Source organism: Bdellovibrio sp. HAGR004, from assembly GCF_055397015.1.
In genome coordinates this window covers 2,310,656-2,322,588 of sequence record NZ_AP029176.1, presented here as the reverse complement: position 1 = coordinate 2,322,588, position 11,933 = coordinate 2,310,656, and the positions used below count along the sequence as shown (strand labels likewise).

Genomic DNA, 11,933 nt, shown 5'->3' with positions numbered 1-11,933 from the left:
CAATTGTTCAATAATTTATTAAAAAAGTCGACAGCAAAGCGCGGGGGAGGGCACACTCACTTTATGGCATTAAGCAACATAAAGAATCTGAAGAGAGTTCTGGTTGGTGGTCTTTTGAGTTTAGGGTTCTGCGGGGCAACATGGGCTCAGGCAGCACTTCCTTCTGCGAAGACGACCGTGATTTATTTTGGGCAAAACAAAGCTGAAGACTTTGAGTTAAAAGTAAAACCTGTCTTTGCTGATTTTGTGAAGTCCTGCAAAAGATGTGAAATTCTGAATTACACGCCTTACACCAAAACGGGTGAGGTGGACATGGAATCCCTGCAAGAACGCCTGGAGTCCCTGCCAGAAGGTGCAAGTTTTGTGTTTTTTGACTTCAACATGAAGGTCAACGATGCCAACAAAGAGCTGGTGGATTTGCTAAATAAAAAAGCAGATTCCGGCCTGGTGATTGTTGGCGCGGCCGGGGGGCCTCGTGCTTCCGAGGCGTCCAGTCCTTTGAGTCGCACGATCCTGGGGCAAGTTCACGGGGCGTTGATTATCGGAGAGCTGGGCGAAAGAGATCGTTTGTTCCCGGTGATTGGTTTTTATGGGCCTGAGATGTTAACAGCCCTGCGCGCTCCCAGAGATTTGGTAGGGCAGGGGTACAGTCCGCTGATCTTCACGGCAAACCTGGCAACCAACTGGCAGAAACGTTCTTCTTCCGAGTGGGTGGAGCATTTCCGTATGAAGAAAATGAAAACCCGCAAGCTGTGGCTGGATCTGGGTGATCTGTTCTAGAAGTTTAGCGTCCTGGGAACAGGACCACACGATCCCGGTGTTCAGCCGGGATTTTTTGTTTCAGAAGGTGCAAAGCCTCTCTGTCGGAATATCTGCTGGAAGCATGAATTAAAACAATCTTTTCACTTTCGATGTCATTCAGGCGGGGAATCACTTCGTCAATGTGAGTGTGGCCCCAGGTGCGGGCGTGTTCGATGGTTTTTTTCTCGTCCAGATAGGTGGCTTCCATCAGAAGAATCTTTGAATGGCGAACCCAGGGGCGTGAATCCAGAAATTCGATCTGTGTGTCGCCGGTAAAGGTGACCACCGGAATGTGGGTGATCTCGTTGACTTCAATCCCTTGGCGGCGCAGGTCGACGATTTCCTCCTGAGTGTAACCCAGATAGTCCTGTTTTAACTTCTTATGGATTTCAAAAAGCGTGTAACCGTAGGACTCGATGCGATGGGTGGTCGGAAAAACCTTGATATAGCATTGCGCATTCAAAGGAATCTCATCGTCGGCACGCACGCCGATGAATTCGTAGTTGTACTGATGGCCCTCAATCTTTTCCCAGATCTTCATGATCTGATCCAGTGGCTCCACCAAAGACCCTGGCATGTAGAACTTGCCAGCGGGCTGTGAGGTCATCGCCTTCTGTGAGATGATATAGGGAACTCCAGCCGCATGGTCCAGATGGCCGTGAGAGATAAAGAACTGCTTTAAGTTTAAAAGGAAGGGGTAGCCCTGAGCGACATCAAAGCTCAAAGAGAGTTCGGGCATGGAAATCGCTGTGCGGATGCCCGACAGCGACAGCCCATGGAATTTGTATTTGCTATGACTCCAACTCTCTCCGGCTTGTACTGACATAACTACATGCAGCGAGCCACGATATCGTGGCCGATCCAGGCAACAGGATTCTTCGGCTTCCAGGAATCATGCAGCATGATATAACCGCAGGATTTGAAGACAACTTCGCTTAACACCGCCGTGATCAGGTTCTTTGGATCCTTATGCAGATCGAAAAGATAGTCCGAGCAGGACAGCATGTATTCCATCTGGTCCTGGCGGGAGTGTTGTGGCCACTGCTCAAACTTTGTGAATTCCAAAGTCAGATTGTTGGTCAGGTAGTCATCGGTGAACTTGATGATCTGTTCGAAGGTGACGTCGTCTTTCAAAAGCTCTTTACAGGCTTTAAGAACCTGGTCAGCATGAGTTTTATCTGCGGCGTCTTTTTGAATAGCTGCAAGCAAAGGGTAAAGTGATACTTCAACACCCTGGAAGACAGAGCTGGAGTTTGTCAGGATCTCTGGGCAGTTGTAAACGCAGCAATGAACACCTTGTTTTGCGAAATTTTCTGCATGCTTTTCCAAGGCCATTTTTGCCCAGCCTTGGAAGTAGCAGGTGTAGGTTTGCCATTTGTACTGACCACGGATCAGAACCTCGGTGCCATGATAGCCATAGGCCGTGTAGGAAACATGCGACCCCTGACTTTCTAGTTTCTGGCGCAAAGGGGCTGACAATTCTATCAGGTGTCGGAAGGTATCCGCAGTCACTTCGTTAAAGCTCTTCAGGCAAAGTTGACCGATCTGGGAATCCATCAAAGTTTTTGAAGAAATATGGCGGTCTCCGGTTCCTTTGGAAACACGGTTTAGAACCGGCATGATCACTTTAGTCCGAGGAACGCCACCCGCCATCAAGTGCGCAAAAAGAACATTGGCACCTGTTGGGATGTGCTTCTCAAGTTCCTTCAGGAACTGTTCTGTGTTTTTTCTGAATCTGGCCACGCCATTTTTGTGGGATTCTTCGATCGAAGCCCAGTCCAACTGCACCTGATCCCATTCGCTCATTTTCACGCCCTCAAGTTGAGCGCATGGAGTAACGCCTTTAGAGTCAGGTTCCAGGTCGAAGCCTGCTTCCAGAGGGACGTTGATGAAAGGGGCGGGGATGTTTGCAGATTCTTCAGCAGTCAAAGGGCGCAGGCTTCCGTCTTTTTCACGGCGACCCACAGTGGCACGAACGATTGTCATTCCACGGCGCTCAGCTTCTTCAACCAAACCGTTGGCATATCCGCGCGTGAAAAGCTCACCGAACAAAACAAGGACGTCGCCTTTTTTGTAGGGGCTCAAAGCCGGTTTTTCATGAAGAGGGAATAGTTGCGTCATAAATACCTCACAATATAAGCCGACATACTTGTCCGACCCCCGGGATGGGTCAAGTTTTTTGAATTTGTACCTGGTGGTATCCGTTTTTAGCTGCGTTGCTTCGTCGTTGCCCTGGGGAGGGGGCTCTTGCTGACGCCTTGTAAAAACGGATGCCACGAGGTACAAATGAAGTGCTTCAGGGAGGATGCAGTGCGAGTTGTGAGTATGGTTCCGTCATGGACCGAAACACTGTTAAGAGCGGGAGTGCAGGTTGTTGGCCGCACACGCTTTTGTATTCATCCCCCTAAAATGATCACAAATATTCCCATCGTCGGTGGTACCAAGGAAGTTTCCTGGGATCTGGTCGCGGATCTAAAGCCGGATTTGGTCCTGCTGGATCAAGAGGAAAATCCACTTGAGATGGCAGAAGAATGTCCCGTTCCGTATCTTGCCACGCATGTGTCTTCACTGGCGACCTTGCAAAAAGAATTGGCACGCTTGGGAGAACACTTTGAAAATCCGGCCCTGATGGAAATGTCCGTGGAGGCCCTGGATATAGTCGAAGCCCCGCCGCTTCCGTGGAATATGCAAAGGATTCCGGGTTTTTTAGAGTGGGTGCGTCCGCCCTCTCGTGATTACGATGAAGTCCTGTATCTGATTTGGAAGAAGCCCTGGATGACGGTCAGCCGAGAAACCTACATCGGCTCGGTGCTGGAAAAATTAGGCGCAAAATTAGTCAGCTTCCCCGAGGGGGAAAAATACCCGGTGATCGAGATTGAGGACTTCAAACACGCCTTTGCTCTGTTTTCTTCGGAACCGTTTCCGTTTCAGAAAAAAATCTCGGAGCTTAAAGCCATGAACATCGACGGCGCTGTCGTCAATGGGGAATCTTATTCCTGGTTTGGCGTCCGCAGTTTGGAGTTCCTTAAAGAGGCTTACGCGAAGAATTCATAGACAGAGCCTGTTGTTAAGATACAATTAAGACTCGTGATTTCAGGAATGAATTCTAAGTGGAAGGATCTGCACGTTATGGAAATGTCGTCTTGGGCATCTCGTCTTTCTTGGGCATTACTGGCAACTTTTCTGACAAGCTCTTGCGCTGAAAAAAGTCAGGCGCCAGAATCCCTGACATTGAAAATGATGCGCATGCAAGCTGAGTCCCACTATCAATCCGAGCTTCCGCAAAAGGATCTTCGTCAGGTTCAAAGTGTGCATCGTGTGGCGTTTGTCTGCTGTGCTCAGCAGGATCAGGAACAAAAGCTGTGGTCGCAAGTGGCCAAGAGTCAACCCGATGTCGTGGTCTTCACCGGAAATTCAGTCAGCTCGGTTCGCTACGACGAAAAACCTCTTTCCGCGCAATACAAAAAGCTGGATCAGATTGCCGAGTACCGCGATCTGCGCGCCAAAGTGCCGTTTATGGCAGTATGGGATGAGCTGGATTTCGGAATTCGTAACGGGGATTCCAGCTTCCAGGGGAAGAATGAAAACCGTCAGGCCTTTTTGGACTACTGGAAGTACATCGGTAAACTTCAACCCACCACAGCCCGGGGTGTGGAGCACTCGGTGATCCTGGGGGCCCCGGGGAAACGGGTGCAGTTTATCATGCTGGACACTCGCTTCTATGCGACACCTTGGTTGAGTGCGGGCGCCGACGGAGAATTTAAAAAGAACTGGAACAAAACGGACTCTTTGTTGGGCTCTGGACAGTGGGCTTGGTTGGAATCAGAGTTGCGCAAGGACGCCGAATACCGCGTGATCGTGTCACCTCTTCAGATGGCGGCAAATTCAGGAGGGTGGGAGCGTTGGGGTTTGTTCCCGCTGGATCGTCAGAAATTCTTCGATACGCTGCGTGCGACCAAGGCTCATAAAGTCGTGGTAGTCAGTGGCAATCGTGGTTTTGGCTCCTTGGGCAAGGTGGATCTGCTGGAAGGTTATGGGCCGCTGTACGATATGACAGTGGGTCCTTTGAATGGCGCCACGACCACCCGCGAGGATGATTTCCACTATGTGGGGAAAGCGGTGTCTGCTTTGAACTTCGGTCTGATTGAATGGGACTGGAAGAAGAAGAAAGTGAAGCTGATGCTGATGGATGAAAGCAATCAGCCCGTTGAGTCGTTGAGTCTGAATCTTTAAAGCAAAAGCCCACCTTCTCGGTGGGCTTTTTTTTATCTCATCAGGTGCATGCCTGGATAAGAGGGGGCTGGCATCTGGAACAGTTGTTCCATCATCTTGGTGGCCTGGGCTTGAGGATCTTCTTCCTTTTCAGAACCCGTTGGTATGCCGAAGCTGCCCTTCATGGCCAGAACAAAGCGGTTGAAGTCCTGAGTTGAGCGCAAAGCCAGGAAGAAGTTTCTGTTACGAGCATCGCCGGAATCCTGCATTTGGCTGGAACCTGTTTCCTGCGCAATCAGGTAGTAGTTTTCGGTGATATCCACAGGCTTGTTGCTGACAACACCTTCACACAACATGATGCCACGAGTGACGGCCTGACCTTTTTCTTCATCTGTCAGACGGTGATTCAGAACGTTGACATAGTCACGGCGACCAAACCAGGATTTGCTATCTTTGATGAACAATGTCGGATTCATGCGGATCACCACGCACTGTTCATGTTTGTTCACGCGCACCTTGAAAATGTTCTGCTGCACAGTCATGGATGTAGAACCATTGACGGAAATGGAGTTGCCGGTCGTCTTATTTTCAGAGACACCCCATTGCATGGTGTATCCCAGATCCACGCCCAGAGAGATCAGGTCCAGGAATTTTTTAGACAGACCCACTTTGGCCGTAATGCTTGTAGAACGGCTGGAGTAGTTGGATGTCGAAGCGCTCAGCGAGAAGCTTGTACCTACGGAAAGCCCCTGATTCAGACCTTTGAGGTACTGCATGCCGCCGACTTCTTTAGTGATCATTTGCTTTTCCACGTGGAAGAATTTGGATGGGTTCTTGCGAGTCATGCCCATGCAATCTATGCCGAAGGCTGTTTTAGTATGATCGTTCACGGCGCCTCCCTTGCTTTGGAACATGGCTTTACCCATGTAGTCGGTGGACCAGAAGGCGCAAAGTTTTTCTGCTGTGGCCGGGGACAGTGTGCCTGTGGCCATCAGACCCTGCAGATCGGCTTTGGTGATTTGCAGGCGCTCAGTGATATTGGAAGTGATACCCAACGCCTTCAACAGAGGACGGGAGGCATCGACCTGATTTAAGTTGATCAGGTTCAGATTGTTTTCTTTGGCGAAGACTTCTTTCTGGGCACGAGCCTGGATTTTTTGTTTGATGGCCGCTTTGACTTTCAAACCATCCGCCACGATACGAGCAATGATATTTTTCTGAGACGTGTTGTTTTCGCCCTGACCTTTCAAAAGGAAGGAGCTGATTGCAGACGCATCCATAACTCTTAAAGGACGAGTGGATTCGTCAATGTTCAAAGTGATAGGGCCGATATAGGTCGGATTTTCCAAAGTGGAAGCCGTGTCGATTGCAGAGTCCACCGACTGGGAGTCATCCTTCAGGCGGATTTCTTCTTTATCCACGATCACTTTGCTTTCGTCCACGGGATGGATTTCCACCAGGATGTTATTGCGGTTCCCCAGGGATTTAAGGTCCTGGGTCTGGAATGTGACATCCGTGTTGATCAGACCGTTCATCACATTGACGAAGCGGTCTGCAGAAGCCACGTAAGTGTTCTGTTGGTCATAGTCGCGGTTTTGCACGATGGCGATTTTCATCAGGTAAACCCCGTCACGCAGACGCTGAGTTTCTGAGCGGCCGTTGGACAGGCTTGAGTAGATCAACAAACGTGGATCCATTTTAAACTGAACCTTTTTGGTAACTGTCAGATTCAGTTCATTGTCGATGGAGTACTTGTAAGAAAGCGTGTTGTAAGAATAGCTGTCCAGCATCACCTGAGAGCGCGGACGGCTTTCCTGAGAACAGCTCAGGACCAGTTTTTCGCTTGTGTCGACATAGCGCATGTCACGGGCCACGGCGCTGGAGGCCTCCCAAGGATTGACGATCAGATCCAATTTTTCGTTCATGCCCAGGTCAGCGTTTTCAATCTGGACATGGCCTTTGAGGTAGTGCTGGCAATCGAAGTAGTTAAACGTGATGCTTTCATCCCAGTTCAGGCAGGAATTGTTGTCTGTTTTCAAAGTCACAGTGCGGGCTTCCTCTGATTCAGACTGACGGAACTTGGTGATTTTGAAAGTGTGCGCACGGGTGTTTTTCTGGTCCAGACCGTTTCTGACGCAGGCACGGATGTTATAGAAAATTTCACGAGTCGAGGTTGTTTCCTTACCCACGCGGATATAACGGAACTCCATCTGGGACACTTCGATCTTTGGCTTCTGATAGGTGTCCTGATCCATGGTGCCACTTTTATTGACTTGTGAAACCTCATTCATCTGGGCATTGACGTATTGAGAAAGCTTGAAGTCTTTTGTCTGAGCCACGATGGTATTGATTTTAAGGAACGAAGCCCCTTTAATCTGGTCGTATTCGCCCAGGAAATACAGGCCTTCAAAGGACATCAGTCCCTGCGGAGCTTGGGTCGGCTCCAGATTCAGACCCAGCATGATTTGACCGCGTGTTGGCAAAGCGGGAAGGTGCATAGGTGCTTTGATCGCCAAAGAACCGTTTTCCATCTTCACGTCCTGAGACTCTGACACCGTCATCAGGCGGCGCACTTCCTTGTTGTCGTGCTGGTAGATATGGATCAACTGCATTTTGGCTTTGAATGTTCCCGCAGTCAAAGGACGCAGGAACATTTCGCCATTCATTTTCGTCATCTGGATGGAAACATTCGGGCGCATTTCCACAACCAAAGTGACTCCATCAGTGGTCATCTTTTGCTCGGTCACGAACAATCGGCCATCTTCCACCCACAAAGGTCGGCGGGCTTCTGTGCTGCCATCATGGGACAGGCCTTTTAAAGCCATTTTGCCTTGTTCCTGATTGTCCACCAGACGGGGAATGTTGTTGCCATCATCCGGATTGAGGACCGGAGTCAGATTTTCACCATGAGACCAGGGATTGATTGCAAAGGCCACTTTCTGAGTGCCTCGGTGCATACCGGTGCCTTTGATGGTTCTTTCAATGCGGATGTACTGGGAATCAGCCAGGAAGTTGAAGTTCACGCGCTCTGCCCAGGTCAGGCAGCCGGCTTTGTCAGTGGTGACTTGTTTTTGCACTTCTTCAACGAGGAAGGTGTGGCCGGCCACGATTTTATCAAAAGCCACGTCTTTGATGCAGGCCTGAAGGTTGAAGACTTTGGAATTTGGCAATGCAAAGTTTCCATTCACAGACACCTCCAAAGCTTTGGATTTGTCCGCCATGGGTTGCGCCGTGAATGTGGCCGCGCTGGTGCCCAGACTTTCTTTCTGCTGTGGTGTTGGCAGGTTGCAACCTGCCAAAGACAGGGCTGAAAGACCAAAAAGAGCTTTTAGTAGGGTGGTCTTAGAGATTTGCATAGGATGTCTCCAGCTTAATCATCAAAGTCTTTTCACGCGATTGAGGTTCCCGTTGATACATCACTTCAGCGTCTGTGTACTTCACGCCGACATTGAAGCCTTCTTTTTTAAACGCCAGATAGCTTTCTGCAGAATAACCGACACGGTTGGTTTCAAAGCTGGAAGCGTTGAAGTAGGCCACGGCCGCTTCAGGTGCAATTGAGAAATAACTGCCTTCCACCACCAGATCCATGTCTTTGCTGAAGTGAATTTCACCCGCCAGGAAATAACGAGTGGCTGTGTTCTGATCCGAAGGGGCTTTTTGATTTTGCAGGTACTCCGCACCGGCTTTGATATCCAAAAGACTGAACACCGGGAATTCCAGTTCTGCAGAGGCCTCGATACCTTCATATTTGTACATAAAGGTGTATTGAGCCTCAGAGATCTTCTCCACTTCATTCCCCAGCAGATTGGATTTCTGTGCCACAGCGGAAGGAAGATTGTTGTAGATGAAATAGCCCGCAGACGCCTTCCAGTACAGATTGCGTGCGGCTTGCCACTGGAACTTCACAGAGGCCGTATTCAGGGAAGGTGTGGCTTCAAGATCCTTGGTGTTGGTGCTTAAGGATGTGGATGTGGGGATGGCTGTTTCCATACCCAGAGTCGTTTTGGTGTTGCCGAGTTTCATCAGTCCCTCCAGACGTGCTGCCGGGAACGCGATGCTGTCGACCAGAATGTCCGTGTGCATATGGCGCTGATTCAATGCACCAGCTGACATGCGCAGGAACGAGAAAGGCAGATAATGAGCGGCCGCCTGATTCAAAAGGATCTTGTTTTCAGCTTTGTCAGCGCCATCCACAGACTGAGTCTGACCGGACTGCAGGCGCAGTGAAGGTTGAATGTCCAACTGCAGAGAACGATGCAGAAGGTACTTGGCTTTGATATCTGTGCGAATATCCACAAGTTTGGCCTGGCTGCGATCGTCATGGATGTCATAGCCTTGCAGGCGCAGTCGCCATTCCGCAGAGAAGCGGCTTTGCTCTTTCGTCTCGGGCAATACAGCACTGATCTGACCTTGCGCCCATGTTTGCGCAGTCAGTATCAAAGTGAGACAAAGTGTTGAAATCGCAGTTCTTCTCATGCCAACCCCATTACCTACGCACTATCATTTCAAGTTCCGTGCGCGGTTTTGGTTGGACCATTTCAAAGATATAAGACTTAATAAAAAGGCCTTCGACAGTGTGCCCTCAATTGTCACCTGCGAGGTTTCTTCATTTTACGAGGGAAAGCCTAGCGATAGACCTGTTTGCAGGCCTGTTCACACCCTTGTGTGTCTCTTTGAGATTCTCCGTACTGGGCTCCACGTCGAGTGGCTTCGTAGTCGTCTTCGTCAAAGTGAGTTTTGATATTACAATCGGTGATGTCCCGATCTTCTTTCAACCAGCCGACATAGTCGGCCGTGGCAAAACTGGTTTCCTGGGAAATGCGACAGCCCATATAGCAATGAGCCAGTTTGTCCGTGCCCATGCGTTCGGCTTTGTCTTTCTCATTTTTGTAGATCTTGTAAGCCTTGATAAGGGAAAAAGGATTTCCCGTGCCGGGATTGCGTTGAGCCCAGTCTTCACGAGCAGTGCTGTATTCGTCTTCGCTTTGGAACACCTGGCGGGTGCGTGGATTTTTCTCTTTCTGATAGCACAAGGGGTCCTGGGCGTGCGCCAGACTAGAAAAGCCAAGAACTAGAAGGAAGAATAGTTTCTGCATAGGGGAAGACCATAACAGATGCCTTATGGATGCCTCCCGTGAAAGTTTCGCAAGGAAATAATTTTCCAAAGAGGTGTCAAATTACGGCAGCGAGATTTTCACCACAGAGGCGCAATTCTGACAGATTTCGGTGTGCTCCTCCAAAAAGGCGGATTTATTGATCGTCACAGGCTGTTGGCACTGCGGGCAGTTCACGGCGCCCGAGAGGATCTCTTGTTTCTGTTTTCTGGCTTGAAGGGCTAGATAGGCTCCCATGACAAAGAACAGCGGAACCAGCACGAAGTGCACGACGGGCAAAAGAACACTGATCACCGCCAGTCCCCAGAAAAGCACCAGTTGCTTCAGGGACTTCTGCAGAATTTCAGCACGGGAAAAACGTCGTATCTCCGCATGTCCGTATTCGATTTTATCAAAGTTGCTGTTGGCGATGGCTTGGATTTTTATTGTGCTCATGAAGGGATGCCTCCGTAGTATTCGTGGGGAACTTTCAAACCACGACGGACAATTTTTTCGGTCATGATTGTGTTCTTCATTGTGCTCAGGGATATAAGATACGCGATGGAACAGCAACCCAGCAGCGGAACAAGTCCCACGGGTTGTTTTGTTCCTTCCAAAGCAAATATCACCGAGGCCAGAAGCGCACGTGACGAACCTGCAAACAAGGCGGCCATCCCAATCAGTGCCATGGTGCTGGTGTCAGTGTGCAGCGCAGGGAAGTAGGTGGCCAGGAAAGTTCCCACCAGAAAGCCAAACGCAGATCCCAAGGTCAGGATCGGAGCAAGAGTTCCACCGGAGGTGCCGCTGCCTAAAGCTAAAGACCACGCTAAAAACTTCCATATAAAAATGCTGAAGGCCGCACTGACAGTCAAGGTTCCCGCCAGACTGGAAGTGATGTTGTCATAGCCCACGCCCAAGGCGCATGGTTCTATCATTCCAATCATGCCGACGGCCAGGCCTCCCAAGGCTGGCCACCACATCCAGTGCACAGGTATATGTTCAAATAGATCCTCGACCCAGTAAACGGACTTTGTCACAATCACGGACAGAGCTCCGACCAAGGCCCCAAAGACCAGATATGCAAGCAAACTTTGCAGGTCGGGCGTCACCAGTGAGGGCATGACAAAGAAGGCGGCCTTTTCGCTAAAAACAGAACGCAGAGTCGCAGCCACCACCGTTGCCAAAGCCACAGGCACAAAGGATTTGGGACGATATTCAAATAGCAGCAGTTCAATGGCCAGCAGCACGGCAGCCAAAGGGGTGCCGAAAATTGCAGTCATACCAGCAGCAGCGCCGGACGCCAGAATGATCTTTCGTTCGTATGGACTGACGGGCACCACTTGTCCTAGCCATGATCCCAGGGCGCCCCCAGTGGCAATGATCGGGCCTTCAGCACCAAACGGACCTCCAGAGCCAATGGCGATGGCAGAAGAAAAGGGCTTTAAGAAGGTGATACGACGAGGGATGCGGCTTTCTTTTTGAAGAATATTTTCCATCGCTTCGGGGATGCCATGGCCGCGAATGCTGGAAGAGCCAAACTTCGCCATGGCTCCGACGATCAGCCCTCCGATGGCAGGAATTATAATGGCCAGCAGGCCCAGATTGTTTTCAGCCGGAGAACTTTCGTGCAGTGAAAAAGTTTGGAAGTAAAAAAGATTGGTGCAGAAGTTGATTCCAAGCAAAAGCAGGTGGGCCACGCCCACACTGACGATCGCGACTGCACAACTTAACGTGCAAATAAGAAAAACACGGCGGCGGCGATTGAGTTCCCGAGAAGACACATGGGCTCCTATGCAAAGACCCATAAATGTTCCTAGTTCGAGATGC

The 11,933-nt window shown here is 50.0% G+C and carries 10 protein-coding genes; 3 read left to right on the top strand and 7 right to left on the bottom strand.

The features are described from left to right. The first annotated feature begins 63 nt into the window (after nucleotides 1-63). Complete coding sequence (locus ACZ5ZV_RS11655) at nucleotides 64-780, top strand: hypothetical protein (protein WP_464117176.1); 717 nt, start codon at nucleotides 64-66, stop codon at nucleotides 778-780. A gap of 4 nt (nucleotides 781-784) precedes the next feature. Here the strand turns inward: ACZ5ZV_RS11655 and ACZ5ZV_RS11650 are convergent, their stop codons facing one another. After that, entirely contained in the window at nucleotides 785-1,627 is an 843-nt protein-coding gene (locus ACZ5ZV_RS11650; RefSeq protein WP_464117175.1) for an MBL fold metallo-hydrolase, read from the bottom strand. A 2-nt stretch (nucleotides 1,628-1,629) separates the two neighbouring features. Then, complete coding sequence (locus ACZ5ZV_RS11645; RefSeq protein ID WP_464117174.1) at nucleotides 1,630-2,922, bottom strand: enoyl ACP reductase FabMG family protein; 1,293 nt, start codon at nucleotides 2,920-2,922, stop codon at nucleotides 1,630-1,632. A gap of 165 nt (nucleotides 2,923-3,087) precedes the next feature. Between ACZ5ZV_RS11645 and ACZ5ZV_RS11640 the strand changes: the two genes are divergently transcribed. Next, the gene (locus ACZ5ZV_RS11640; RefSeq protein ID WP_464117173.1) at nucleotides 3,088-3,855 is read left to right on the top strand and encodes a helical backbone metal receptor; all 768 of its coding nucleotides are present in this window, start codon (nucleotides 3,088-3,090) and stop codon (nucleotides 3,853-3,855) included. A gap of 45 nt (nucleotides 3,856-3,900) precedes the next feature. Further along, the gene (locus ACZ5ZV_RS11635; protein WP_464117172.1) at nucleotides 3,901-5,034 is read left to right on the top strand and encodes an alkaline phosphatase D family protein; all 1,134 of its coding nucleotides are present in this window, start codon (nucleotides 3,901-3,903) and stop codon (nucleotides 5,032-5,034) included. Nucleotides 5,035-5,066: 32 nt separating this feature from the next. On the opposite strand, the gene ACZ5ZV_RS11630 is transcribed toward ACZ5ZV_RS11635, so the two are convergent. The 5 genes from ACZ5ZV_RS11630 to ACZ5ZV_RS11610 form a co-directional block, all read right to left on the bottom strand. Continuing rightward, complete coding sequence (locus ACZ5ZV_RS11630) at nucleotides 5,067-8,369, bottom strand: hypothetical protein (protein ID WP_464117171.1); 3,303 nt, start codon at nucleotides 8,367-8,369, stop codon at nucleotides 5,067-5,069. Beyond that, entirely contained in the window at nucleotides 8,356-9,489 is a 1,134-nt protein-coding gene (locus ACZ5ZV_RS11625) for a hypothetical protein (RefSeq protein ID WP_464117170.1), read from the bottom strand. Before ACZ5ZV_RS11625 ends, ACZ5ZV_RS11630 begins: the two co-directional genes overlap by 14 nt. A 149-nt stretch (nucleotides 9,490-9,638) precedes the next feature. Continuing rightward, nucleotides 9,639-10,109, bottom strand: coding sequence for a hypothetical protein (locus ACZ5ZV_RS11620; protein ID WP_464117169.1), 471 nt, complete (start codon nucleotides 10,107-10,109; stop codon nucleotides 9,639-9,641). Nucleotides 10,110-10,190: 81 nt separating this feature from the next. Continuing rightward, nucleotides 10,191-10,562 (bottom strand): hypothetical protein, encoded by a 372-nt coding sequence (locus ACZ5ZV_RS11615; RefSeq protein ID WP_464117168.1) that lies wholly within the window; start codon nucleotides 10,560-10,562, stop codon nucleotides 10,191-10,193. After that, on the bottom strand, nucleotides 10,559-11,887 hold the full coding sequence (locus ACZ5ZV_RS11610) for a chloride channel protein (protein ID WP_464117167.1): 1,329 nt from the start codon (nucleotides 11,885-11,887) through the stop codon (nucleotides 10,559-10,561). Before ACZ5ZV_RS11610 ends, ACZ5ZV_RS11615 begins: the two co-directional genes overlap by 4 nt. Between the last annotated feature and the right edge of the window lie 46 nt (nucleotides 11,888-11,933).

Bases quoted from the DNA above. Each gene is read 5' to 3' on its own strand.
- ACZ5ZV_RS11655 (WP_464117176.1), top strand. From the start codon at position 64: ATGGCATTAAGCAACATAAAGAATCTGAAGAGAGTTCTGGTTGGTGGT.
- ACZ5ZV_RS11650 (WP_464117175.1), bottom strand. From the start codon at position 1,627: ATGTCAGTACAAGCCGGAGAGAGTTGGAGTCATAGCAAATACAAATTC.
- ACZ5ZV_RS11645 (WP_464117174.1), bottom strand. From the start codon at position 2,922: ATGACGCAACTATTCCCTCTTCATGAAAAACCGGCTTTGAGCCCCTAC.
- ACZ5ZV_RS11640 (WP_464117173.1), top strand. From the start codon at position 3,088: ATGAAGTGCTTCAGGGAGGATGCAGTGCGAGTTGTGAGTATGGTTCCG.
- ACZ5ZV_RS11635 (WP_464117172.1), top strand. From the start codon at position 3,901: ATGAATTCTAAGTGGAAGGATCTGCACGTTATGGAAATGTCGTCTTGG.
- ACZ5ZV_RS11630 (WP_464117171.1), bottom strand. From the start codon at position 8,369: ATGCAAATCTCTAAGACCACCCTACTAAAAGCTCTTTTTGGTCTTTCA.
- ACZ5ZV_RS11625 (WP_464117170.1), bottom strand. From the start codon at position 9,489: ATGAGAAGAACTGCGATTTCAACACTTTGTCTCACTTTGATACTGACT.
- ACZ5ZV_RS11620 (WP_464117169.1), bottom strand. From the start codon at position 10,109: ATGCAGAAACTATTCTTCCTTCTAGTTCTTGGCTTTTCTAGTCTGGCG.
- ACZ5ZV_RS11615 (WP_464117168.1), bottom strand. From the start codon at position 10,562: ATGAGCACAATAAAAATCCAAGCCATCGCCAACAGCAACTTTGATAAA.